Origin of the sequence: Campylobacter sp. BCW_6871, assembly GCF_001762325.1 — a bacterium.
Taxonomy (GTDB): domain Bacteria; phylum Campylobacterota; class Campylobacteria; order Campylobacterales; family Campylobacteraceae; genus Campylobacter_D; species Campylobacter_D jejuni.
This window is the reverse complement of the sequence record NZ_MJWQ01000069.1, coordinates 13,321-38,549: the sequence shown is the minus strand read 5'-3', so window position 1 is coordinate 38,549 and position 25,229 is coordinate 13,321. Positions and strand designations below refer to the sequence as shown.

Sequence of the window (25,229 nt, the reverse complement as noted above, 5' to 3'; positions counted from 1 at the left end):
AAAATGTATGAAAAAACAATGAAAGAAGTTTTAAGCGATATTTGGAATAGAGCTTTTGCCAAAAAAATAGGATTTAACGAAAAATGCTTTAGTTTTACTTATAATAAAAATAAAGAAACTTTTCTAGTTATTATGCGTCTTGAATATACTATAAGCGATTGCGATTTATTTATTAATGAAATAAGTTATGAAATAACTAATGAAAAATTAGGAGGTCGTATAGTAAGATATGGTCGAATTTCAAAATTTAAAGGATTTTCACAAGAAAAAAGTTTTTATAATAAAACTAGAAAAGAGATTAATAGTACTATAGCAATTTATATGGATAAAGAAAGTTTTAAAAATTATTTACCATATCACTTTTTAAACGCTTATTATAAGAAGGAACCAAAATGAACTTATTAGGTAAATTAAAAAAAGAACAAATTTATTTTTTAGGATTGTTTTCGTTAATTTTGATGTTAATATCTAATATTTTTAATATTGACATTTTGTGGGGTATTTCCTTATGTTTTCTTATAATTATTTCTTTGGCTTTAATTAAAAAAGATAAGAATTATAAGGAGTAAAAAATGATTAAAAATATGGATATATTAATTAACATTTTGACTAATTTAAGTTTTTTGCATTATTTTTAATGGATCAATAGTTTATGTTATTTGCTCTTTTATTTTTCAATATTACACAACAGAAATGCCGTGTTTATTTTTATGGAAAATTTTTATATTTATAATGGTTATTTCTTATGTTTTTGATTTTTTTATTATTTCCGCAAGCTTTCCTTTGTGGATTAATTGTTGCAACTATAACGCTTTTTCTTTTTTTGTTCAAACACTTGTTTAATTACAAAAATTTTTATTTAGTGTATTTAATATAAAAATATATTTAATACGCTAATTTTAAGCATAAAATAAGTGTTAATAATATACACTACAACAAACAAAATTCAAGGAGAGAAAATGAGTTCAACTCAACAATATGAAGCAATGAATGAAAAAGTGATGGTATTGTTAAAAAAAGATAGCGAAAAAAGCTCTGCTGTATCTGCAAGTCCGTTAATTAAAATTTCTATGGATCAACTTAAAAATACAGATAATGGAGAAGTCTATAAAAAGCTTGATGAGCTTCAAGTTTTAATTGACAATGTAAGCCCATATAGGAATAAATCTGTTTTTGGCAAAGCAGGGGTTATTCCAAAAATTTTATCCAAAGCATTTAAAATCAACCATCTTTCAAGATATATTGATAAATTCGAAAATTCATCTAAGTTAATTGATAATATTATTCTTTATTTAAATAAAAGCAAAGAAGAGCTTGAAAATGACAACAAAGCACTAAAATTAGAAATTGAAGGCATGGCAATTAAACGCAATGAACTTAAAAATTTAATTGAAGAATTGTCTCAAGCGCAACAAGAATGCGATGAATATTTGTCTATTAATAAAAAAGATGAATTTGAAATAAATAGATTTAAAAGTGATACCTATTTTCCTTTATTGCAGAAAATGACTGATGTAAAGCAAAGAGTAATGGTAATGGAACAATCAGTGATTGCATTTACAACTCTCATTGCAAACAATAGAGAGCTTATCGTTTCTTTAGATAGAGCAAAAGAAGTCACAGTTGAAGCCTTGGGGGTTGCTATCTTAATGGCTCAATCATTGTCAGAACAAGAAAGAATATTAAATAGCGTAAATGGTTTAAATAGAGTAACTTCTGATTTGATTAAACAAACTTCTACACAACTTAAAAATCAAGGTGCAAGTATTCAAATGCAAGCCTCATCAGCAATGCTTGATATGCAAGCTTTAGAAACTTCTTTTAAAGAATGTTTGGAAAGTTTTGAGAAGATTAAAGACTTTAGAATTAAGGCTACAGATGATATTAAAAAGCACTTGCAAAATTTTGACAAATTAATGGATGAAATTAATTCTAAAAATATGTTAATCAATCATGTTAAATAAAAATGGAAAGAATTATGTTTGAATTAAGCAATGAACTTGCTCTTTCTTTTGAAAAGATAGGGCTTTATTTTTTTATTTTTATCATCTCTATTCAAACACTATTTATCTTTTGGAGTTTTACAACAAGTTTTGATTTTTGTAAAAAATATTGGAAAGAATCTATTACATTCGGATTAAAAACATTAATGGTAGAGAAATTTAAAAAAGATAGGGTTATCACAGTAGTTTCTCAAAACCCAAAAATTCTAATCATAGATAATACTATGGAAGATTTATTTGCATTAAAAAAGGAAAATTTTATTGTTGAAATTGTTGAAGAAGTAAAAATCATAAAAAAATACAAATACACGCCTAAAACCAAAGAAGAGCTTAAGGCTCTAGTTAAAGATGAAAGTATTTATCTAGGTGATATTGATACAATATATATTGATGATATGAGTTTTTTATTTGCAAACTCTACTCGTAAAGACTTCTCAGGCATTGAGAAGTGGAATACATTTTTTGTTAAAAATATGAATTATATGTTTTATGGTTGTGAAAATTTCAACTATGATATTTCACCTTGGGATACAAGTAATGTTAAAACCATGGAAGATATGTTTTGGGATTGTAAAAACTTTAATCAAGACATTTCCAAATGGAATACAATGAATGTTAGAAATATGAATGGCATGTTTAGAGATTGTAAAAACTTTAACCAAGACATCTCAGATTGGAATGTTAAAAATGTTGAGAAAATGACAAAGATGCTTAAGGGATGTAAATCTTTTAATCAAGACTTAAGTTCTTGGGATGTGAGAAATGTTAAACATAGGTATGGTATGTTTTATGAAAGTGGAATGGAGTGGGATGATTCTAAAAAACCAAGATTTGTGAAGGAGTAAAAATGAAATTATACATGAATAGCGATAAATTAAATAGCATTGAAAATAATAAATTAAGAGCCATATATAAAGATATTAAAGAAAAACTTATTGATATTATAGTTTATATGGATACAATCAATTTAGGAAACATTAGCAAAGGTTATATTGAAAAAGAATTAAATAGCATAATTTTAATTCTTAATCAGAATTGCAAAGAATATTTTTTAATTAAAAATAAACTACATACCTCAGATTTGGAAAGAAATGAGGAGCGATTGGTTCAACAAGCTCAAAAGTTGTTTGATAAACTTAAAAATTTAGATTTTAAAAAAGAAATTAACATTGAAAAAGATATCAAACTAGATCATATCGAAAATTCACTAGACAACAGTATAAAAAATAGAGTACAATAATATGATTGTATTGATTTTTAAAATTTTAGGTTTTATTGGTTTTTGGATAAGCGTAATAACGCTGTTTCTTAATCCGCCATTAGGCGTATTTTTTATGTTATTAGCATCATTATTGGCTGCAGTGGGCATGATAATTGAAGAAGGAAACACTATTAATCTATCTTATCCAATTATGGAATGGATTTGGAATGTTGGTAAATATGTTTTAGTAATATTTGCTATCATGATGGTTTTTGCTGTTGTATTGGAATTAATAAAGAAAATTAAATCAAATAAAAGAGTAAATAAGAAGATAGATATAAAAAATAAAGAAGAACAAGATTATAAAATTCTAATTATAGATAACACCATGGAAGATTTACTTGTATTAAAAAAGGAAAGTTTGTATGAGAAATAAAGAATTGAAAATAATAGAAGCTTATGGGGCTTTTATGTCAATATTATTTAGTTTTTTAATCGTATATGAAAATGTTTGGACTAATATTTTAAAAATATTTCTCTACACAGAAATTCAAGCTTTTTTTATTTTTTTTGTTAGAATTTTTATGATTTTACATATGATATTATTTATGGGTTTTTTATTAGATGCAAAGATTAAAGCCGAACACAATCAATTAATAAATTTGTTTGCTGATAAAAAAAAGAAGTTGACTGTTATTTTTCTCATACCTTTGCAAATTTCTTTTCTTTGTTCTGTTGTGCTGGTTTTTTTCTTTAATATTTTTCCAAATATACATTCATTAGATTTTAGCTTTTATACAATTTTTATTTGTGTTATACTATTGTATAATCTTATATTGTTGTATAATTTTACAAAAATTATTAGGAGTTAAGATGAATAAAATTTCAAAAGAAGAACTACAAAAGGCTACAGAGGAATCATTGGCTAATGTTTATTCTTATGATCCAAATTCGCCAAGTGGCTATAGAAAAGATTTATTTGATATTTCAAATGAAGATTTTGTTGAAAAATATGAATTCATAGATAGTCCTACTTCAGATGACATGGTGAAATGCAAACAAAGCGATGAAGTTTTTCAGGTGTTTTATAAAAAAGATGGGAAAATAAGATTGCTTAGAGTTAGCAATGTGCAAGCTTTAAATCATTTTGATAAACTTAAGGGTGTAATGACAAAAATAATTTTAGATAGTGGTTTCAAGCCTGATGAACAATGATGTCCAAATTTCACAAATTACTAATATCCCTTATTTCACTATTAGAGACTGGAAACAAAAAAAAGATAATTGGAGGGAAAAAATATATCTTTTTTTAAAAAACACTAATCAAGAAGAATTAAAAGAAATATTTTCAAATTCTATTAATTCTTCTAATACAGGCTTAAGTGATTCTAAAATTGCCAAAATTACAACGATTCCATTGCCAACGCTAAATACTTGGAAAAAGGATAAATCAACTTATAGAAAGAAAATCTATGATTTTTTGAAAAGTTGTGATGAAAGTAGATTAAGAAATATTTTCTTATGAATTTAAATATTTAAAAGCTATTTTTAGCCTATTATTAATTATCCATATGATAAAATTTTTAAAGTTTGCAAAATTGATTTTGAAAGGTTTTAGCCTATTATTAATTGTTTACATGGTAAAATTAATTTTCCATTTCACACTCTTTGGATTTGGTTTTAGCCTATTATTAATTGTTTGCATGGCAAAATGATGAGTTTAATGCGTATTTGGGTAGAATAGTTTTAGCCTATTATTAATTGTTTACATGGTAAAATTCAAAGCGCTGTCATTAGAAAGCTTATAAGGTTTTAGCCTATTATTAATTGTTTATATGGTAAAATATCCAATCCATAGTAATCAAACATTGTTGTGTTTTAGCCTATTATTAATTGACTATATTTATAATAAAGTCTCATATCGCGTTTTAGCCTATTATTAATTGTTTATATGGTAAAATTTTTAAAGTTTGTAAAATTGATTTTGAAAGGTTTTAGTCTCTTGTTAATTGTTTATATGATAAAATAGCATAAAGGTTTCAAAATGAAAGAAGCGAGTTTTAGTCTCTTGTTAATTGTTTATATGATAAAATTTAATCCAGTTCGCATATTCTTGCTCTGAAGTTTTAGTCTCTTGTTAATTGTTTATATGGTAAAATAGACTTATCTAAAAAGCCTATTTTATCAATGTTTTTTCTTATTTTTTGAGCAAAAATATCTAAAACCATTTACGCTCTTCGTTTTCAATTAAACTTAATTCACCTGAAGGACTTATACTGTATTTTTTAATTTCAAGTATTTTTCCTACCACTATAGATTCTTTATCATTTTTTCTAAAAACAACCATTTCATCTTCACTAAGGTTGTGATAATTGTTGTCGTGTTTTTTATAGATAATTTTACTTCCTGAAGTATTAAAACCATGATAATAACAAATGATAGGCTCTTTCATACCCTTTATTTTTACGCTAATTGGAGTATTTTTATACAATGACATGCAAAAGTTATAATTTTCATTCATTTCAATGCCTTCTTTGGTTTCTCCATTTGATGTAGTTGCAGGGGTTTTATTTGGAAGTTTTTTTGTAGAAAAATCTGCTTTATAAATAGACACTGCATGGAATTTATTTTCTTTATCTACAAATAAATCAGTTCTTACTAAAGAACCCTTAGCATTCGCATAATATTTATCATTATATTTTCTTATTTTACCTAATTTTACCGCAAGATCTAAATCACCATATGTATTTTTAAGTTCTTTTATTTTAAGTGGTGTTAGCTCATGCAAAGTACCTTTATTTTTAATTTTTAAAGAATGCGAAACAAAAATATTTTTTACTTTTTCAAGTGCTTGCTCTTTAAAACCACTAAAAGGTGGTAAAAACTTTCTTTTTAACAAATAATCACTTTCAGATATTTTGTTTGCGTAAAATTCAGCTTTTGCTAAATCTAATTCTTTTTTAAAATTATTAAAAGCAAAAATAATAGAATTGGTTGTAAAAGCTACTATAATGGCATCCATAGCATTGTTTTTATAATCTTTGTGATTTTTAAAGCCTAAATACCAAAAATTTCTTAGCATTTGAGTAATCATCCCTGAGCTTAAAACGACATGTTGTTTACTTCCTTTTTTTCCATAGCCTAAGGCTGTATTTTCATCTTCACTGATAGGTAAAAATGAAAGATACTCGTTAAGATAGCTCGCAACAAGTTTAGTTAGCCATCTTGTATCTTGTAAGGTTTGTTCTGTAAAATCAAAAGGCTTTTTATCCTTAAAGAATTTGTCAAAAATTTTAAATCTTTTTTTGCCATTATATTCTTTAATTCTCTCATTGATTTCAGCCCAAAGTTTTTCATCTTCTCCAAAAGCTTCAAAAGGTGTTTTTCCTTGTTTTAAATCGCTTAGTTTTTTAAAAGTTAAAATCTTATTGCTATAACTATCATCAAGACTTCTATTATAAGGGCGTATATAATCAATTACTAATTCATCAAGGCGATTTAAATCCATTTTTAAGCCTGAATAAGGACATATTCCTTTTTGTTCTTCAAATAATCTAACTATTTGTATGTTTTTAGAAGTTTCTTCTAGTTTTAATTCTTTTATTGCTTCTAAAGCTTTTATACGACTTTGTTCGTTTTGTTCAATTTCTTTGATTATTTTTTTTCTATCGTTAAAACTTATCCCAAAATCTCTTGTTAGTTCTAAATGAATTTTATGGACACTACCATATCTTCTTATGATGTCATTAAGCAATTTTCTAAACTCACAAATAGCTCTAATAACCACAGGAGAAGAAATATCCTTAGCAAAGCGTGTTTTTTCAAATAAAGGCAAATATTCGCTTTTTTCTTGATTTTTAGCAATTGCAAAATTGCAAAGCTCACAAGCTTCATCGTATCTTTTACCTTCATACATTAAAGGTATGATTTGTTTTAAAGCCTTTAAAGATAAATTAATATGATCATTAAAAACAAGTTCTGAGAGTTTTTCGATTTGTTCTGCATTTAAAACATTATAATTTTTTAGCTTTTCTTTTAAAGTTGCTGTGTCTTTGGTTAAGGTGATATCTGTAGCAATACTATCAAGTATATCTTTATCTAAATTAGCAAAACCATCGCCTAAAGCTTTTTTAAATTCATTAAGTTTTTTCAAATCTACAAGTTTGGAGTTTTCAGCATTATTTTTTGAATAATCTAAGCCTTTAAAGTTTATGTCTTGTGGAAGATTTAAAATATCTCTGATTTTTTTATAACTAATGCTTGTTTTATCTAAAATAATGCTCATAATCTCATTAATGCTATCTTTTTCATAAACTATACCTATATCTTTTTCAATGCTTTTTAAAAGGTTTACAACTTTTCCCAAAGCAACAAACTCACAAGCGCTTATGGTATTTTTAGCAGCTCTTTTTTCGTTTTCAAAGAAAATACAATTTCCTATTTTATTTGAAAAATCTTTCAAAGGGCGTTTAAAAAAGATGATTTCAAATAGTTTTTCTTTAAAATCAGCATTTTTAATTAATCCTAATTCTTTTTGTTTATCAAGAATAAGATCAAGTTCTTGCTTTAATAAACTTCTTGGAACAGAATTAGAATAATCTTCTGTGGTATTTCTTATTTTTTTAACTTCTTTATTTTGAACAAAATTTTTATAAAAATATTCACCTACGCTTTTAAATTTAAGCATTGCTTCTTTGTTTTTATTTAGGGCTTCAATAATAGTTCCATTTTCATTTTTCAATGCACTATCATCATATCCTCTATGCTTAGCAATGTGTAAAATAATAGCAGATAATTCTTCTTTGCTGATTAAAGAACTTAAAGCTTTGGTTCTTAATTCGTAGATAGATTGAGTTGATCCGATTAAAAAAAGTTTGGATAAATCAACATTAAGCTCTTTTTTTAAAAAAGTTTTAGTTGCAAGCATTCTTGCTTTTTTTCTTTTGACTATTTTCATACGAGCTTTGTTTTCTCGGCGTTCAAGAGCTAGCGAATTACCATTTTTTGGATTTTCAGGTATATCAAATACTCTTACTCCGCAATCTATGATTTCATCATTTTCTCTTAATGCCCAACCGATATTAGCAATACCTAAATTAAATCCTATGATTTTCATTTTTTTCTCCAAATTCTTCTTGAGATCTTTCTATTAATTGCGAATATGTTTTAATTGCTTTTTTAGCGCTAAAAAAACCTATCACACAAATAGTGAAAAAAAGCCCAAAAAACAGGGCAAAAAATATCAAAAAATTATAATCTAGTTTCTGATTATTAAACATATAGCTTATAATTGATAATATAGGCAATACAATTATTCCTGCTGTATAGATTTTTAGTTCTCTTCTGAGTTTTTGTATTGTATTCATTTTAATCCTTTAAAATTTTCCATTCATCAGATTTTAAATCATCCAATGTGAGTGTATAAGGAAGACTTTCTTTATTTTTAGAATTAGCTTTAAAAAAATAAAAATATTTTTTATTTTCACCTAAACACATGTAAAAGCAAGCGCCTTCTCTTATAATTTTAAGATTTTGTGGATTTTCAATATTTTCTATTGTTTTCACAAGATCAACTATATTCATAATTGTTCCTTGCTTTTGCTTAAAATTTCTATAAATTTTTCAGGCAATTTATTTAAAAAATTTTCTAAATTAAAATCAACTCCATTTGCCTTACCATCCTTTAAAATTTGATAAGCTTTTTGTACACAAAAATCATCATAAGCGTTTTTTTCAGGGCTAAAAAGGGCTTCAATGGCAGCTAAAGCGTATGTTTCTTTTTTTACTTTTGTGCTAGTAGAACCAAGATAATCAAGAGAGCTTATAATTTCAATAAGATCTTCATCTAAATTCCAAACTTTAAATAAGTTTGATAAAAAAGATATATGATCAACTCCTAAGAATTCTCTTTCTAGTCTTAATATATTATTAAAATTATTCTTGCTTAAATGCAATAAAAATTTTTTATCTATGTTGTTTTGAATTAAAAAATTTGAAAACACCATGATGCCTAATCTTAGCATCATAACACATGGAATTAGATTGTAGCATAATATTTTATCTTCTTCTATTAGCCAAGTAGAAATAAAATTGGTTTGCTCATGAATCAAAGCTAAAAAACGATCAGTTTCTATGCCATAAGGACTTAAGTTAATTACAAAAGAACTTTTTGCATAATCAGCAATGATCATATTTTTAACATTGCTTACCCCTAAAAGAACCAAGGCTTGATTAACGGTTTTAATTTCTTTTGAAAAACCATAATAAGCTGAATTAGTTAAATGCAATAAATTAGCCGTAATTAAAGGATCTGTACTAATAATATCTGCCACTTCATCAATAACAATATTGCTTCCATGTGTAGCGATATATTCTTGTAATTTTTGAATGGTTTCAGGTAATGGCGGTAAATCATCCAAACTTTTAATGAGCATTTCATTAATCTCATTAATATTTTTTTCTAATAAATTATTCATTATATCTCCTTTTGAAATTTAATTAATTTTTCCATTTGTTATTCTTGCTTTTTTGAGTAATTTAATTACTTCTTTTCCATAGGGATTGTTGATAATTTTTCCATTGTAACAAGTAATACCTTCTTCATTTAATCCGTGTTTGTCTAAACACATTTTTAATATTTCAGCTCCTACAAAAATATTAATTTTAGGTCTTAATAAATCATTTTCATTAATACCATATTGTTTTTTTAATCTTGGTAAATGAATGCTATTAATTTGCATAATGCCTATATCATAAGTACCATTTTTATTTGGCTTGCTAATAATATTGGGCGTTAAGCGACTTTCTTTATAAGCAATGGTCCAAAGCAATTGCGGATTGATTCCGAATTTCTCTCCTGCCTGTGTAAAATAATTTTTTTGAGCAAAGAGCAAATTAGCAAAAAGTAGGGAGGTTAAAAAAAAGATTACTTTCATTTTTCTAACTTCTCACGAGCTAAAGTTATTGTAAAGGGTTCATCATATTTCATGTCTATTTTCTGCGAAATTTGTTCAAGAGTTTGTGAACTTTTGACTAATACTAAATTCCACAACATTAGCATTTCATCTGCATCTTTAAAATCCAAACCCACGCCTGCAGTTTTTTTAAGTTTTAAAAAAATATCATTGGCTTTCATTGCCAAATCAACCATAGCTTCAGATTCCAATGTATCCGCAAGCACGATTTTTGAATTGTGCTTTTTAAGTAAATCGGCTCTTCTTTTTTTCATTTTTCCTCCTTTTTTACATAAGGCTTAACAATACAATTTCTTAATCCGCTATTATCCTTATGAATACTAAGTTCTGAAACACTCATTCCAAAAGCCCTTTTGCAATCAAAAGGCACACAAAAGAAAACTTCATCTTGCTTTTCATCAAATCTTAAAAGATAAGTTGAATAGTAAAAGCCTTTGTCCACATTAACAAACCAAATCAGTCTTTTGTTTTTATCAGGATGATTTCTATAGTAACGAATTAAAAAATTAAGCTTGGCATTCAAATTTTCATTTTTAACATTAAGTGCTTTAGCAAGACTTTCTAAAAGACATTCGTGGCTGAATAATACATAATTTTTAAAACTTATGGCTTGTGGGGACTTAGTAAAACCTTTACGCTTAAAAGTGTTAATTTTGGACTTTAGAATTTCAATAAATTTTGCTTCAATTAGCGGAATGTCAAAATTTTCTTCTTGACTTAAAGAATATTCAACTTCTTGAACCTTGTTTTCAATCATTTCAAACATATTTTTTATGATTTGAGTATCAATAGTCTTTTGTTTTAATGTATCAATCTCTTCTAATGTATTAACTTGATTATCTGTAGTGATTGTATCTGTTTTTTCTTGGATTTTTACACTCTCAGTTATCTTAGCTTCTGTATTATCTGAAATTAATATTTTATCACTATTTGATATTTTTAAATCTTTATAATCATAATAAACAACCTGATTATTATTTTTGGCGTATTCTAATGCTTTTTTACAACCATCAATAGCTTCATTTATATCTTTGCAATCTCTAAACATAGCAAATCCTATTTTAATCTTCTTATTTAATTTTTTATTAATCTCATCGCTCAAATCATAAAAATAATTCATGGTATCGGTTCTGTTTCCATTAATCACGCCGCATTCAACAAGTATAAATAAATCTTTTTTATTTTTATAAAATTCTTTTTCTGTATTTTTGAAAGCGAATGTATAAACAAGTTCTTGGAATTCTTTTGAATTATCTTCGGCTACAAAAAGGAAAAATTGCTTTTTAAATTCATTGAAATTAAGAACAAATCGATCTTGAAGCTCTTTTAAATCTAAAATTGAAATTTCATTTTCAGCGCTTTCATTTTGTGTTTTATTTTGAATGGTTTGAGTTTTCTTTTCTGGTGTTTTAGAAATTGTTTTTTGGGTATTTTCATACGCTAGATTATTTTTTTGCGGAACTGTTGTAATAATACTTTCTAATTCTTTATTTCTTATTTTCTCAAACTCTTCGCTATTTTGCAAATAAGCATCTAATTCATAATCTCTTGTTTGTTTGTCCGCATCAATTAATAATTTCAAAAGTTTATCATCTTTATCAATACTACCTAAGTGATGCCCTTGAACAACGGTAGCAAGTTCTTTTAAATCAGGATAGTTTTTAAAGAGTTCGTAAAAAATTATATAGGAGATTTTTTGATGTTCTTGCATTCTTTTTAAATTCATAAAAGCTTGTTTTGAATCACCTTTTAATCTTTGTTCTTTGATATAGCTTTCTCTTAGTGTAAAATTATTAATCTTGCCTATATCATGTCCCAAGGCTACAATAATTGCTTTACCAAACAATGTTTTTTTAAAAGACTTGTATTCTTTACTTTCGTTTAGTAATTCAATAATCTTGTAAGCTACATTTAAAGAATGTCTTAAAAGACTAATTTTTTCATATATATCAAAGCGAGTTTTTCCATCAAGAGTAACTGTATCAACCCTTTCACCATCTTTTCTTCTAGCAGGTATTTTTCCATAAGCGCTATTAGGATCTCCTTCAAAAAGTTGCACAACACTTGGACAAGCAATATTTTCTTCGAGCAATTGAAGTAATTTAATAATCATTTCAAGGTGCTTTGGATGGATCTTTTCGCGATTAGGTTTAATAATATCATTTAAAAAGATTTGACTTATGTCTTGTTTTAAATTAGCTAAAGAAATAATAGAATCACGCACTTGCTTATTTACCATAATAATATTAGCTTTTTCAGTGGCTTGTCTGGAAGTATCGAACATAGGAGTATTGTCATCTTCAAGCCAAATTTTTGCAAGCTCTTTAATATGTATATGTGCTACTTCTTTATCATTTGATGGATTTTTGAGTTTATTGTTCATATACCATAACAATAGAATAAAGAAAGCTTGTTCTATGATTAGAAAATAAGCTATTTCTCTTGAATACTCCCAAAGTAAAAATATATAGGCTTGTAAATTTAATAATAGACTAAAATTAAAACTTGAGTATCCCATTTTTTCTAAATTTACCCAAAATAAAAAGGTTAAAAAAAGAAAAATAGATACGAAAGTGATTATAATTTGCCAAACAACCTTTCTAATGAGTTGATGGCGATAAATAAAACTCATCACATTTTCAATTAAATCAAACATTAAAATCCTCGTTTTTTTGAGTTACATTAGGCATATCCACAACTAATTTTCCATCATTCACTTTTAAAGTCTTTCCTTTAAAACGCCCTTCAAAACCAAAATAAAAAAATTCTCTTTTTTGTAGGTTAGTCACATCATCAACCTCAATATTTAATTCTTCAACCTCTCTTGAAGTAATTCCTCCTTCTACGGTTAAAAAATAAGAATAAGCTCTTTTTTTACCCCCTAGATCTGAAATCATTTTAGAGCTTTTTGTATCATTTAAGCGCATAATTATTTTAGTGTTGGTGAGTTCTAATAATCTGTTTGCCCCATCTTGTCCTATTTCAGCCGCTAAGTCAGCTGCTGATTGAGTTAACCCCATAATAGCTACTCCTGCACCCCTTGCTTGAGCATATAAAGTTTCTATACCTCTATACACAGAAGAAGCAGCTTCATCAATGTAAATTTTTAATGTTTTATCAAATTTTTTTCCTGAGGCATAAACCCTACCCACGCAAGATTGAATCATAGAAATGGTTACTTTGGAAATAATACTTGACACTTGTCTTGTAAGCATAGAACCTGTCATAATATATAAAAGCACGCCTTGATTTTCTTGTAATCTTTTAATAAAAGTGTTTTCTTGTGCGGTACCTATAATTTTTCCTACATTACCCATGGTCATTTGAGTAAGTGTGGTTCTAAGAGTTGATGAAACTTTGGCAAAATAATCTTGTGGTGAGGATAAAACCCTATCGTATAGAGCAAGCAATCTAGCAATCTCATCATCTTCAAAACCATTGCTTTGTATTTCTTTTAATTCTGATTGAAGCTCTTTTAAACCTTCATAATAAACTTTTTCAGCAATTTCTTCAAAATTTAAAGGTTTTTCTAGCTTTTCATAGCGCCTAATGATAAGCAAAGCTTTTACAACAGCTGTGGTTGTTTCATTTGCAACATTATAAAAGAACTCATCTTTTGCAGGAACACCTGAAACAATATGAGCAATGATTTCTTCTTCCATGTAGTAATTTGCTAACGGATTAATTTTGATCGAATATTCAGGATAAATAGGACTTAAAAACATAAGTTCTTTTTCTCTATTGCTTTTTTTAGCGATTTCAACCATTTTTGAAAACAGCCCTATATCACCTTTAGGATCAATGATAACAACATTTTTCCCTTTTGGAATATCTTGTTCAATAAGCCCTTCAATGAGTCTTGTTTTACCTACACCTGTGGAACCAAATACAAAAGTGTGATTTTTAGAATTATCATCGATTTGATATATTTCCAAAAGCTTCTCTTGTTTTTTATCTTCTAATTCAAAACCTATGCCGATAAATGTTTTTTCTTCTTCTGGTTTTTTAAGAAACATTTTTACACTTTATTTTAAATTAATTTTCTACTTAGAAAATTATTAGATATTGCATCATTGCATAAATCTATGGCATATTTTAAGTATCTAGGATTAGATTCTAAATCGCTTATATCAAAATCATTATAAGGTGGTTCATCTATCATAGTGAATTCTTTGATACCAAAACCTGTATCAAAGCTATATGAACTTAATTCATATAGCTCAAATTCCCTTTTTGTAGAGTCCGCAACTTTTGAAGGTGTTGTAAGTTCCAAAATCTTACAAATATCACTCAAACAAAACAAAGGCTCATTATTTTCATCTACAGCTACTCTAACTTGCCCTAGCTCTTCATTTTCAAAAAGAACAATATTGTTATTGCTTACAACTTCGGTTTCTAAAATCACTTTTTCTCCTTTTTAAATTAATAATTTTCATACGCATCTTTATTTTCAAATCGCTTAACTCTTTCTTTGTAGCCTTTGTAAAAAATTGTTAAATAAGGCAATATAGCAAAGATACACATAGAATAAAGCAATTCATAACTAGCATCATGCAAAGCAGGAATGGCATATTTATAGTAAAACACATAAAGTTGTTCAGTGCTGACATTAGGTTTGAAATATTGTATCAACCATAGTGTCCAATCCGCCCAAGAATATACAGTGCGTGGATTATTAATTGATATTTCTTTTAGCCATGAAAATAACCAAAATATAGCAAAACCTTTAAGCAAAAATGAAAAACTTCTGCCATTCATTAAGGCAAAAATAGCCCTGCGAGTAAGCAATCCTTTATAATACTTCGAGATATAAGCCATAAACAAAGTAGAAACTAAAATAGGAGCGTAAGACAATAAATCAAAAAATAGTTCTTCATTTTTACTCAAAGGAGAATCTAAAAAATAATATTTGTAACTTGGATAAATAACTTGTAAAAAACATAAAAGCCCTGTAAAAATAAAGCTTTCAAACATACCGCTTTTAAAGCCTATTTTCAAATAGTCTAAGATTTGTTCAATGGTAAAATATTCTTTTGGAATTTCTTCACTGCGATCTTCGATAACATGATATCTTTGAATTTCGCTTAAAGCATGAAAAATATGTCTACCGCTTCCGCCCTGTCTCTCCTTTAATTCCCCAAAATCTAAATTAGGATGTGCAAATCTACCTGAGCCATAAGAATTTATATCGCCTTTATTGCCTATATTACCGCTACCATTCTCCATTATATTCTCCTACTATCTCATAAAAATTTATCAATACCTGCAATTTTTTTCAGTTCTTTGTTAATTTCTTTCATTGAACTAATGGTATTGTTTAAAAATCTGATGCTATCTTGCAAAACATAGATTGTATTGCTTTGAGTGCAAGTTATTTGATTTAAAATTTCGTTTTGTTTTTTGATAAATTCATAATCAGAATAATTAGTAGTTTGATTATTGCTTCTAATAATATTTTCCATGTTCGCCTTTTTTATCTTTATATTTAACCAATCCAAAATTGGATAGGTCTTGAGAAGTCCCTATTTTTCGCAAATTATTCAAAATGTTCTCAATATCCCTTAAAACATGAAAATGATTCTTTCCAAAAACCTTAGCCACATCCAAACTTGTGCAAAAAACTTGTTCATCTTTATTTTCAAAAACAACTTCTTGATTATTGATAAATACTACATTGTTCATTTTTCCTCCTTTTTTAAATTAGTTTCTTACTTGAATATCAAGAAAAGTATTTGCTACACGCATTGTGTTTTTAATTTGATCTTTTGTAGGCATTTTTGTGCAAAAGATAGATATTTTTCTTGCGCTTATTTTTTCAATGTAATACACGCCACAATCGCTCATGTTATCCATAATTTCATGCTCTAAAATATTCATATTTTTCCTTGTAAAAACCAAAGTACCATTAGGAGCTTTTTTTGAGCCTTTAAACTTTTTGATAGCAAGATACAGCTCATCCCCTAATTGCATTCTTGCTAAATCTTTCCGTAAAATTTCGACTTTCGGCAAAAATCCAAAACCTATACTTGAAGAAACTTCAAAACCTGATTTTAAGACTTTTTCTATCTTTCCTTTAAAAATCATCGATTTTAAAGATTTAACTTGTTCTCTCTTTTTTTCTAAAGAATAAGAAATTACAATACTTATAAATCTATCTTGGACTGCTTTATAATTGTTTCTTTTAATTTGAACAAATTTTTTGCGTTTTTCACCAAAACGATTATAAATAATCTCATAGAAAAAAATTTTTTCATTTGAAAAATCAGCATGTAATTTTCCACATTTTAAAACAACTTCAAGAGCTTGTTTAAGCGCTGAAAACACTTCAGATACTTCAATGTTGTAATTATTAGCAATTTGTAAAAGCTCCGATGTCCTTTTAAAATTCATTTTTTTTCCATAACATTTTTATATAATTATATCATACAAAAATTAAAAATTTATAGTTTTATATAATATAAATATATATTACTATAAATACAACTAAATGCCTAAAAATACACATATATCATCTTAAAATATATAATATAAATATATAAAAATAAGAAATATATAATATAAATATATACTATTTTATAACAGTATCAAATTATATTCTGCAAATAGATTTTAGATAAAATTAAAATAATATTTTAGCTACAAGGAAAAATAAAAATAATGAGAAAATTATTTGTAAAAGGCAATAAAGGAAAAAATAAAAGAAGCTATGTTCAAATAATGGATATTTTATTAACACAATTAGAGGAAAATTTACCTTCTAAAGTGGTAGCTTCAAGATATGATGTTACTTTGCAAACTGTCTATAAATGGAAAAAAATATATGCAAAGCATTTAGAAGATTACAAAAAATTGAAAGAAGAAGCTAAAATTAAAAATGCAGATAAAGAAAGCAAAGATTTACAAGAAGAAAAAATTCATAACGCAGCTTGTGGAAAGAGACTAAGGCTTTTAAGAACTTCCCTTAATTTAAGTCAAGATCGTATAGCAGAAATCTTAGGCATAACAGTAGCTATTTACATGAGAATGGAAAAAGGATATACAGTATTAAACAGCTACATAATTACAAAACTTTATAAGTTCTTAGGTATTAATCCTATTTATTTAATTACAGGTGAAGGAGATTCCTTTCTAATTAAAGATCCTGACTTATTTAAAAAAATTAATACAGAACAAAAGAAGTACAGCAATAGAAATAATACTAAAGAAAATGAAGAAGATTTATTCTGATTCACTTCTAAAAATACTAATTTCTAATTGACAAATTTATCTTTAAGAATATTAATCTAATATATAAATTTATCTTTAAGAATATTAATCTAATATATAAATTTATCTTTAAGAATATTAATCTAATATATAAATTTAACTTTAAGAATATTAATCTAATATATAAATTTAACTTTAAGAATATTAATCTAATATATAAATTTAACTCTCTTTTTTTAATAAACTAATCTCTTAAAATAAATTCTTAAAGGGGGTTATTATTACAGTTCCGTTTTTTATTATTACAGTTCCGTTTTTTTTAATTAAAATAATTTTAAAATAACTAGCATAAAGTGATTTAGTCTAGCTTATTTTTTAATAAATAATAATAGTTTTTTTCCAAAACTATTTCTAAATGCTAACTAATAGATATTTGAGCTTTAAAAATTATTTTTTTTGATTATTATTACAGTTCCACATTTTATTATTACAGTTCCACATTTTTTTAAAAAAAGAGAGTTTTTTACTTATAAAAAACTTAAGATTATGGAGAATAGGGATAAATTCATTATTATAACAGTTCCACTTGTGATAAAATAGATATTAGAAGGGTGAGAATTAAGATAAAAAACTTAATTAAAATTTAAAATTATGTAAAAATAGAGATTTTGAATTATTATAACAGTTCCACTTGTGATAAAAATATGGAAAAATAGGTATTTATATGGTTTTTTAAAAAAAATAATAAAAACTATTGACTTTTTAAAAAAAACAAAATATAATTTGCCTATTAACTTTTTATTAAGTTCGGAATAGCAATAAGGAATGACAGGTCCACACCTCCTGCCTTATATAGCTTTGTGATGAGCGAGTCACATAGAAACAGGTTGTGATATTGAAATTCGGTTAGCTCTTAGCCGATTAATTCCCTTCTAATTGCTGGGAAGAGCTGGTCAAGAACATTACGATGTGGAGATCAGACAGATTCGTAAGTCTGCTCGCAATTACGCTAAGATATAGTCTTAGATAGGATTGATATACCAAGCTTTAGTAGAAATACTATTGTTTCCTAATTGGATAGGTAAAAAATATCAATTCATGAGTCAGTCAGCAGCTAAGATTCTAAGTTTAAAATATAATTTGAATTTGTAGAGTTTGCTAAAGTATTGCTTTTAACTTTAAAGGGTACTAGCCCAAATCTTAAAAAATTGAAACAAAGGATACTTTTAGTATCCTTTTAAGTTAAAACAATACCAAACTCACGAGCGAATTCTGCAAATTCAAATTTGTTTTAAATATGAATAAAGTTCAGAGACTATCGAAAGGGTATCATCTTTTTTAGATGAGAGAACCAAGTAGAGTAGGTTATAAGCAATATATTCAAATCTTTTTTAATAAACCCCATTTCATTCAATTTAAACTTTCAAAGTATTTAAACAAACAAGGAAATTCTATGGCAAAAAATAAAAATCAAAATGAAAATACAACTCAAACAAATGAAAAATCAAATGTTACAACTCAAACAAATCAAAATTCAGAGAGGATATCTAGGGCAGAGTTTTTAAGAAGAAGAATCGAAGGCAAAAAAAGAACTATCGATTTAAATTCAAACGCTCAAGTATTTGTTAGTGATTCCATAGCAGGTACTGAAATTTTTTCTGATTTGAGAATGTTAGATGCAATGGACTCAACCATAAGAAAATTATGGGGAAACGGAGTTGATTCTAAAGATGCAGAAACATGGGTAGAAGAAATCAATTTAATTAAAAAAAGCATCAATGAATTGCAAAATAAAGGTAAAGAAATTTTAGTAAAAGTTGGAAATGTAAGACATATCTCCAATAATGTTTTAAGAAGAACAATTCTTAGAGAAATTCAAGCACAGAATGTTAAAGCTGAGTAGTTTTTGAAATGGGGTAAAAAGGATTTTTTTATATAAGATAACCCAAACGGAGGGGGCTGTTTTACTACAGTCAAGATATAGTCCGTTCTTTAGCGTGAGCTAAAGCTGCCAAATAAGCATTTTAGTCCTTTTAATGTTTATTTTGGCGTACGCAAAGTTGCGATTTGCGTAGAACGCAAAGTAAGTTTATACATGGGTATTAATTTAAACGAATAGGAATCCATTAGATGGATAAATGTTCTTAAATAAGAACGCAAATTTTATCTCATCTTTTGGTGAAGTATATTCTTTGTGTTTTTATTTAAGAATTTTTTATTCTTAAAATTATACACAAAGGACTTATTATGATGACAGATTTACTTGATGAACACATCGCTCTTTTAGAGCAAATGGAACTTCACTACCTAGAAAAAGGTGATGAAAAAATGAGCTTAAAGATTCATTCTCAGATTACTAAAGCTGTAGATTCTTTAGGTTTTTGGTCTGCTGTTGAAGATGGTTATTATATTCATAAGAACTATTCTTCTTTTAAATACAGATTTTTACACTTTGTTTTTAAAGTGTTTCGCCCTTTTTTTAGAGCATAATTTAATCCCTTTTTTAGGGATTTCTTTTTTGTTTTATAAAAGCAAAAAGAATATCCCTATTTAGGGCGTGTTCTCTTTTGTTTTTATAAGACAATGTCTTAAATAATTTTTTTTAAAGGAGAACGCATGTTCAATCAAATTACAGTTATAGGCAATATTTGCCAAGATATTAAGTTGAGCTATGCTCAAAGTGGTGTGGCTTTTGTAAACAATGCTATTGCTAGTAGTTATAAATATACTGCTAACGATGGTACAATTAAAGAAGAAGTTTGCTACTTGAACTTTAGTGTCTTTGGTAGATTAGCCGAAAACATGAATCAATACTTACATAAAGGTTCAAAAATCTTTTTGCAAGGAAGAATGGTTCAAGAAAACTATGTAGATAGAGAAGGAAAAAACAGAACAAGCTATAAGATTGCTGTCGAAGCTATGAAGTTTTTAGATAGCAAACCTGCTGATAACAATCAATCAGGTAATTCTTATAAAAATGTTCAAGAAACTTCTGCTCCTGAAGCTAGTCAGCCTGTACAGCAAGCTCCTGAAGCTAGTGAGCCTGTACAGCAAGGAGAGAATTTTCCTTTTTAATTAAACAGCCCTTAAGTTGGGATAGAAACTATCCCACTAGGGGTACTTCTATCCCTTGACTTCTAACATTTTTTATGTTATAAGATAAGGAGAAAAAATGAAAAATTTTTTCAAAAAAATAGCAACAAAAATACCTACAAAAGCAATTTTAAGATTTATGGAGTCTATCGGCATAGGATTGTTTGTAAATAGTCTTTATGGTTTACAAACAGGCGATGGTAGAGCTTTTATTATCCTCATCGAAAGTTTGCTAATTTTAACGGTAGTTGCATTATCATCAATCTTTCTTAAAGATTGAGCTTTTTTTGAAAAAAGGAGAAAAAATGGATGGTTATAATATAGCTATTTTAATTGGTGCTATCACTCTCGTTTTTGGCACATTGGTTTTAGTAGCTCACTATTTTAATGACAAACACACTAACGAAAGTAAAAGTTAATTTTTAACTTTTAGCTTAACACGCCCTATAAGTTGGGAATAGATTTTTTTATTCCCTTCTTGGGTAATATAAATTTCTATTCCTTTTTTTATTTAAAATATAAAAAAGGATATAAAAATGAACACAAAAATTACAAATACTCAAAATCAAGCTGTTAGCACTTCATTCACACAAGAAAAAATTGAACTGATCAAAAAACACTTCTTTCCTAACAATGCTACAATTGCTGAAATGGAATATTGTCTAAATATTGCCAATAAGTACAATTTAGATCCGTTTTTGAAACAGATATTTTTTGTGCCAAGAAGAGCGCAGGTTAAAATTAATGATAAAAAAGAGTGGGTGGATAAAATTGAACCTTTAGTGGGAAGAGATGGTTTTTTGGCTATTGCCCACAAAACAGGTAAATTTGGTGGAATTCGCTCTTATAGTGAAATTAAACAATTTCCACGATTAAATAATAAAGGAAAATGGGAATACATTCAAGATCTAGTTGCTGTTTGTGAAGTCCATCGCACTGATAGCGATAAACCTTTTGTCGTAGAAGTTGCTTATAGCGAATATGCGCAAAAGAAAGCATCAGGCGAAGCTACTTCATTTTGGACTACAAAACCTGATACCATGTTGAAAAAAGTAGCCGAGTCACAGGCACTTAGAAAAGCTTTCAATCTTAGTGGGTTATATTCTGCTGAAGAAATGGGTGTTGGAATGACTGAAAGTAACGACATTATTATCGATATTGAAGCCGAACAAAACAATACTCAAGAAAACAAAAAGAAAGTTGATTTCTCACAAAACTTTTCACAATCAAACGCTACAACTTTTAGCGAAGATGAAAGACAAGTTTTGTTATCTTTGGGACTCGAAGTGAAAAATGAAGATGGTTATTATTGGATTGTAGGAAATACCTATGGTTTAAATGAAAAAATCAAGCAATTAGGTTATAGATTTCACTCTAAGAAAAAAACATGGTGGAAGCAAATTGGAAATGTAGCCTAATGACAGAACATTTAAAATAATATTCTCGCACTAGAACAATCTAGTGCTAATTTAATCCTTTGGTTGGGAAATAACTATCCTAGCTAGAGATACTTCTGATGTTAATTCCTATTGGTGGGAATAGTTATTCCCACTTTTTAGGGAGTATTCTATTCCTTTTTTTTAATTGTTAAATCAAAAAAAGGAAAATACAATGAATTTACAAGGAAAAATAAAAAAAATTGAGAAAGAAAAAAAGAAGCTTCTTAAAGCGCATAAAGGTTTATTTGAAGCTTCTAATGAAATTGAACTTTATAATCTTGTAGTTGAAAAGGAATTTTCAAAATTTTACAAAGCCGTAAATGAGAAATATCTTTGCAAAACTAAAGAATGGGATGAGAGAATGGTGTTTGCCCAAGACTATAGGGATTTTTTAGAAAAAATCACAAATATTGAAAAACTTCAGACTTTTATCAATAAAAAAAGCAAGGATAATACAAATGGCTATAAAGTAGGAGATATCCTTTATTCAAATTGGGGTTATGAACAAACAAATGTTGAGTTTTATCAAGTTGTAGCCACAACTGAAAAAACTATTTATCTTGCAGATATAAAGGAAAATGTGAAAATAACAGGTTGGGAACAAGGTCTAAAAAGTCCATGCAAAAATGCTTTCAATTTCAACAATGTAGCTTTTAAGACATTCTCAAGATATCCACAAGATTCAAGAGACGGTTATACTAAAAGTCTTTTTAAATATAAAGGCAAAGCTCTTGAATTTACAAGCTATTGTTAAAAAGGAAAAAAATGAAAAAAACACAAAGAGATGTGATGGTATTAGCTTCTTATCGTAGAGAAATTTCTCTTAATACTCGTATGAGTAAAGATAAGACTAAGTATAGTCGCAAGGAAAAACATAAAAAAGCTTATTACGCTTAATCTAAATTAATCAGCCCTAAGTTGGGATAGAAACTATCCCACTAGGGATACTTCTATCCTTTTTTAATTTAAAAAATATAAAAAAGGAAAAATTATGAAAAAAAATAAATTTGATGAATTTGTAGCAAAAAACTTACCAAAGGCTTTGAAAAAAGATACTGAACAGAGCTTAGGAGATAGATCTAAATATATTGGATCATCTGACATAGGTGGTTGTCTTAGAAAGGCTTATCTTGATAAAACAACTAATTATGAACACGATTTAGCCACTCTTATTCGCTTTCAAAGGGGACATGTTGCTGAAGGCATTATTGAAAAAATGCTCGATGGATTAAATCCTACACTTCAAAAAGAAGTTAAAGTGACAATAGATGGTTTTGATCTAAAAGCTCACATAGATTTTTGCTTGGAAAATAAAGATGAGATTGTGGTTGTTGAAGCTAAAAGTGTTAATACAGCTGTTGATAAGCCTTATGACTCTTGGGTTATGCAGGTTAATTTTCAGCTTGCTATGCTTGCAACACAAACACAAAAAAAGTTAAGAGCTTATGTTGTTGCTATCAATCTAAATACAGGTTGGTTTAAATCGTTTGAAGTGAATGGCAATCAAGTGCATGAAAAAATGGCAATTGAGAATGCTCAAATTTTAGCAAATGCTCTTTTAAACAAAGAAGAGCCTATTGCTAGCGAACAACTTTATTGTTCTACTTGCCCTCATAAAGATTCTTGTCCTTTAATGGTAAAGAAAAGTGAAGGTAGTGAACTAAGTGGTGATTTGCTTGAGGTAGGCAAAAAAATAATTGAGCTAAATACTAAGAAAAAAGAACTTGAAAAAGAACTTGAAGAGAAAAAAACCTTGATTGAAGAGTATATGCGAACTTGCGGTACTAAGAAAATCAAGATCGATGATAGTTTTATTTCTTTATCAAACGACACCACAAGCGTAAGCTTCGATACAAAAGCTTTGAAAGATAATGAGCCTGAGCTTTATGAAAGTCTTTTTGAAAAATATCAAAAAACTTCTCAAAGAAAAGGCTATTTAAGTATTAAGTAGGATTAACATGAGTAAAACATCAACAAAAAGACTAGCAAAAAAGGCTCGAGAAAAAGAGCTATTTTTGCTTTTCAAGGAATTCATGAGAGAAGTTGAGGAAATAGAATTTTTTATATTTAAAAAATAAAAAATTCTAAAGAATTTAAAAATTATATTTCAAAACTAGAAGATAGGAAACTTCCGAAACTTTTTAGTGATGAAGAATTAAAAGTGCAATGTATTTATGAAAGGATATGAATGACGCTTAGAGAACTGTTAAACTTTTTATCTGAACCAAGAAACAAAGCATTCTATTTAAATAAACAAGGACTTCCTATGTATCTTGTAGTCAATCCATTGATGAAAAGAAATGAGTTTTTTGTTTATGATAAAAGCTATAAAAAAATATGGTTGGGAATGCTTTCGCATTTTATAGTAAATCACGAAATTATACCTTCTTATATGTTAGACAAGAAAAGATACGATGCTACTATTGATATTGATTTGATTGAAAGTACTCATTGGCAAGTTTTTAAAAAACAAATAAGTTTTGAAGCTGTTTTTGAAGAAAAAGGTAGATTTCTTGGTCAAATTAAATTTGATAGATTTAATGATGAGGCAAAAAGACAAATTATTGAAAAATATGAAGCTTTAAAAATTAAGCATCAAAAACTATCTATAGTTTTTACAGCTTTTTTAAAAAGCTCTGGACATCCGCAAGAACCTGAAAAAGTATATGTTGAAGAGATATTTTTAACAGCCATTTCAACTATAACATATGCAAACTACGACAATATTTTATTGGACTTAGAACGCACTTTTCAAGTTTATGCTGAACATAAAATATTACATGTCAAAAGTCAGACTTGGACTTATCAATAAAAAAGGATTAAAAATGAAATATAAAAAAAAGAATTTTAGCGTTTGTAAAAAAAGCTTTGATATAGCATATGTATATGTTGTTGAAGCTTTATGCAATGATTATCTTTCAGAGCGGTATAGAATTGGCGTTTTTGCTAGTTTTGATGAAGCTTTGGATTTTGTTGCCAAAAATTTTTACAAAAGCAAAAAGTCTAAAATTTCTTATTCAAGAGAAACAAATGACACTTGGGTTATTGATAATGATGAAGTCAAAAATCAAAGTATCAGGAATAGAATAACAGATAGTTACATTGAAAATGTGAATATAGATGCAAGAGAGATCCGTATTAGGGTTGATACTAGCAATTTTATTCTTTTAAATGATGGAAGATTGATTCAAATTATAGAACCTTTTTTTCACGATGAAATTGTCTGCTTAAATTAATCAGCCCTAAGTTGGGATAGAAACTATCCCAACTAGGGATACTTCTATCCTTTTTTAATTTAAAAAATATAGAAAAG

The 25,229-nt window shown here is 27.3% G+C and carries 29 protein-coding genes and 1 pseudogene; 18 read left to right on the top strand and 12 right to left on the bottom strand.

Annotated features, from left to right (window positions below; all coding sequences use genetic code 11):
* Positions 1 to 3: 3 nt before the first annotated feature.
* From AJ930_RS08745 to AJ930_RS08710, 7 genes are all read left to right on the top strand, one after another.
* Positions 4 to 396 carry a hypothetical protein gene (locus AJ930_RS08745; RefSeq protein WP_070275206.1) on the top strand — a complete coding sequence of 131 codons (393 nt, stop codon included), beginning with the start codon at positions 4 to 6 and terminating at the stop codon, positions 394 to 396.
* A gap of 563 nt (positions 397 to 959) precedes the next feature.
* Positions 960 to 1,964: a toxic anion resistance protein gene (locus AJ930_RS08740; protein ID WP_052804590.1), complete on the top strand. Its 1,005-nt coding sequence runs from the start codon at positions 960 to 962 to the stop codon at positions 1,962 to 1,964.
* Between the two features lie 14 nt (positions 1,965 to 1,978).
* On the top strand, positions 1,979 to 2,848 hold the full coding sequence (locus AJ930_RS08735) for a BspA family leucine-rich repeat surface protein (RefSeq protein ID WP_070275205.1): 870 nt from the start codon (positions 1,979 to 1,981) through the stop codon (positions 2,846 to 2,848).
* A 2-nt stretch (positions 2,849 to 2,850) separates the two neighbouring features.
* Positions 2,851 to 3,243 (top strand): hypothetical protein, encoded by a 393-nt coding sequence (locus AJ930_RS08730; RefSeq protein WP_002794923.1) that lies wholly within the window; start codon positions 2,851 to 2,853, stop codon positions 3,241 to 3,243.
* Position 3,244: 1 nt separating this feature from the next.
* Positions 3,245 to 3,640 carry a hypothetical protein gene (locus AJ930_RS08725; protein WP_070275204.1) on the top strand — a complete coding sequence of 132 codons (396 nt, stop codon included), beginning with the start codon at positions 3,245 to 3,247 and terminating at the stop codon, positions 3,638 to 3,640.
* Between the two features lie 437 nt (positions 3,641 to 4,077).
* On the top strand, positions 4,078 to 4,419 hold the full coding sequence (locus AJ930_RS08715) for a hypothetical protein (protein WP_002897966.1): 342 nt from the start codon (positions 4,078 to 4,080) through the stop codon (positions 4,417 to 4,419).
* Positions 4,409 to 4,729: a hypothetical protein gene (locus AJ930_RS08710; protein ID WP_023890799.1), complete on the top strand. Its 321-nt coding sequence runs from the start codon at positions 4,409 to 4,411 to the stop codon at positions 4,727 to 4,729. Before AJ930_RS08715 ends, AJ930_RS08710 begins: the two co-directional genes overlap by 11 nt.
* Positions 4,730 to 5,422: 693 nt before the next feature.
* Here AJ930_RS08710 and cas9 read toward each other — a convergent pair.
* The 12 genes and pseudogenes from cas9 to AJ930_RS08650 all read right to left on the bottom strand — a co-directional run bounded on the left by cas9 (position 5,423) and on the right by AJ930_RS08650 (position 16,568).
* Positions 5,423 to 8,320, bottom strand: a complete 2,898-nt coding sequence (cas9, locus tag AJ930_RS08705; RefSeq protein WP_070275203.1) for a type II CRISPR RNA-guided endonuclease Cas9 — start codon at positions 8,318 to 8,320, stop codon at positions 5,423 to 5,425.
* Positions 8,301 to 8,570 (bottom strand): hypothetical protein, encoded by a 270-nt coding sequence (locus tag AJ930_RS08700; RefSeq protein ID WP_070275202.1) that lies wholly within the window; start codon positions 8,568 to 8,570, stop codon positions 8,301 to 8,303. Before AJ930_RS08700 ends, cas9 begins: the two co-directional genes overlap by 20 nt.
* Before the next feature lies 1 nt (position 8,571).
* Positions 8,572 to 8,787 carry a hypothetical protein gene (locus tag AJ930_RS08695; protein WP_070275201.1) on the bottom strand — a complete coding sequence of 72 codons (216 nt, stop codon included), beginning with the start codon at positions 8,785 to 8,787 and terminating at the stop codon, positions 8,572 to 8,574.
* Positions 8,784 to 9,680 carry an HDOD domain-containing protein gene (locus AJ930_RS08690; protein WP_070275200.1) on the bottom strand — a complete coding sequence of 299 codons (897 nt, stop codon included), beginning with the start codon at positions 9,678 to 9,680 and terminating at the stop codon, positions 8,784 to 8,786. The genes AJ930_RS08695 and AJ930_RS08690 overlap by 4 nt, the downstream gene beginning before the upstream one ends.
* Before the next feature lie 18 nt (positions 9,681 to 9,698).
* Positions 9,699 to 10,139 (bottom strand): lytic transglycosylase domain-containing protein, encoded by a 441-nt coding sequence (locus AJ930_RS08685; RefSeq protein WP_070275199.1) that lies wholly within the window; start codon positions 10,137 to 10,139, stop codon positions 9,699 to 9,701.
* Positions 10,136 to 10,432 carry a hypothetical protein gene (locus tag AJ930_RS08680; RefSeq protein ID WP_002793632.1) on the bottom strand — a complete coding sequence of 99 codons (297 nt, stop codon included), beginning with the start codon at positions 10,430 to 10,432 and terminating at the stop codon, positions 10,136 to 10,138. The genes AJ930_RS08685 and AJ930_RS08680 overlap by 4 nt, the downstream gene beginning before the upstream one ends.
* A complete protein-coding gene (locus tag AJ930_RS08675) occupies positions 10,429 to 12,834 on the bottom strand; it encodes an HD domain-containing protein (RefSeq protein WP_070275198.1) in 2,406 nt (801 codons plus the stop codon). Before AJ930_RS08675 ends, AJ930_RS08680 begins: the two co-directional genes overlap by 4 nt.
* On the bottom strand, positions 12,827 to 14,194 hold the full coding sequence (locus tag AJ930_RS08670) for a type IV secretory system conjugative DNA transfer family protein (protein ID WP_070275197.1): 1,368 nt from the start codon (positions 14,192 to 14,194) through the stop codon (positions 12,827 to 12,829). Before AJ930_RS08670 ends, AJ930_RS08675 begins: the two co-directional genes overlap by 8 nt.
* 14 nt (positions 14,195 to 14,208) lie before the next feature.
* Complete coding sequence (locus AJ930_RS08665; protein WP_070275196.1) at positions 14,209 to 14,583, bottom strand: BRO family protein; 375 nt, start codon at positions 14,581 to 14,583, stop codon at positions 14,209 to 14,211.
* Positions 14,584 to 14,600: 17 nt separating this feature from the next.
* On the bottom strand, positions 14,601 to 15,404 hold the full coding sequence (locus tag AJ930_RS10390) for a hypothetical protein (RefSeq protein ID WP_002840135.1): 804 nt from the start codon (positions 15,402 to 15,404) through the stop codon (positions 14,601 to 14,603).
* A gap of 17 nt (positions 15,405 to 15,421) precedes the next feature.
* Positions 15,422 to 15,860 (bottom strand): annotated as a pseudogene (locus AJ930_RS10870) (Rha family transcriptional regulator).
* Between the two features lie 18 nt (positions 15,861 to 15,878).
* Positions 15,879 to 16,568 carry a hypothetical protein gene (locus tag AJ930_RS08650; protein WP_070275195.1) on the bottom strand — a complete coding sequence of 230 codons (690 nt, stop codon included), beginning with the start codon at positions 16,566 to 16,568 and terminating at the stop codon, positions 15,879 to 15,881.
* A 267-nt stretch (positions 16,569 to 16,835) separates the two neighbouring features.
* On the opposite strand from AJ930_RS08650, the gene AJ930_RS08645 reads away from it, so the two are divergent.
* The 11 genes from AJ930_RS08645 to AJ930_RS08595 all read left to right on the top strand — a co-directional run bounded on the left by AJ930_RS08645 (position 16,836) and on the right by AJ930_RS08595 (position 25,152).
* Positions 16,836 to 17,405 (top strand): helix-turn-helix domain-containing protein, encoded by a 570-nt coding sequence (locus AJ930_RS08645; RefSeq protein WP_070275194.1) that lies wholly within the window; start codon positions 16,836 to 16,838, stop codon positions 17,403 to 17,405.
* Between the two features lie 1,432 nt (positions 17,406 to 18,837).
* Complete coding sequence (locus tag AJ930_RS08640) at positions 18,838 to 19,287, top strand: hypothetical protein (protein ID WP_070275193.1); 450 nt, start codon at positions 18,838 to 18,840, stop codon at positions 19,285 to 19,287.
* A gap of 344 nt (positions 19,288 to 19,631) precedes the next feature.
* Positions 19,632 to 19,874 (top strand): hypothetical protein, encoded by a 243-nt coding sequence (locus tag AJ930_RS08635; protein ID WP_070275192.1) that lies wholly within the window; start codon positions 19,632 to 19,634, stop codon positions 19,872 to 19,874.
* Between the two features lie 126 nt (positions 19,875 to 20,000).
* A complete protein-coding gene (ssb, locus tag AJ930_RS08630) occupies positions 20,001 to 20,459 on the top strand; it encodes a single-stranded DNA-binding protein (RefSeq protein ID WP_070275191.1) in 459 nt (152 codons plus the stop codon).
* Between the two features lie 97 nt (positions 20,460 to 20,556).
* Positions 20,557 to 20,757, top strand: coding sequence for a hypothetical protein (locus AJ930_RS08625; RefSeq protein ID WP_070275190.1), 201 nt, complete (start codon positions 20,557 to 20,559; stop codon positions 20,755 to 20,757).
* Positions 20,758 to 21,013: 256 nt separating this feature from the next.
* Positions 21,014 to 21,895: a phage recombination protein Bet gene (bet, locus tag AJ930_RS10080; RefSeq protein WP_083263169.1), complete on the top strand. Its 882-nt coding sequence runs from the start codon at positions 21,014 to 21,016 to the stop codon at positions 21,893 to 21,895.
* Positions 21,896 to 22,088: 193 nt separating this feature from the next.
* Positions 22,089 to 22,670, top strand: coding sequence for a hypothetical protein (locus AJ930_RS08615; protein WP_070275189.1), 582 nt, complete (start codon positions 22,089 to 22,091; stop codon positions 22,668 to 22,670).
* An 11-nt stretch (positions 22,671 to 22,681) separates the two neighbouring features.
* The gene (locus tag AJ930_RS10610; RefSeq protein WP_257408794.1) at positions 22,682 to 22,813 is read left to right on the top strand and encodes a hypothetical protein; all 132 of its coding nucleotides are present in this window, start codon (positions 22,682 to 22,684) and stop codon (positions 22,811 to 22,813) included.
* 94 nt (positions 22,814 to 22,907) lie between these two features.
* Positions 22,908 to 23,867, top strand: a complete 960-nt coding sequence (locus AJ930_RS08610) for a PD-(D/E)XK nuclease family protein (RefSeq protein ID WP_070275188.1) — start codon at positions 22,908 to 22,910, stop codon at positions 23,865 to 23,867.
* Positions 23,868 to 24,104: 237 nt separating this feature from the next.
* Positions 24,105 to 24,728 (top strand): hypothetical protein, encoded by a 624-nt coding sequence (locus AJ930_RS08600; protein ID WP_070275187.1) that lies wholly within the window; start codon positions 24,105 to 24,107, stop codon positions 24,726 to 24,728.
* A gap of 13 nt (positions 24,729 to 24,741) precedes the next feature.
* Complete coding sequence (locus AJ930_RS08595; RefSeq protein ID WP_070275186.1) at positions 24,742 to 25,152, top strand: hypothetical protein; 411 nt, start codon at positions 24,742 to 24,744, stop codon at positions 25,150 to 25,152.
* The last annotated feature ends 77 nt before the right edge of the window (positions 25,153 to 25,229 follow it).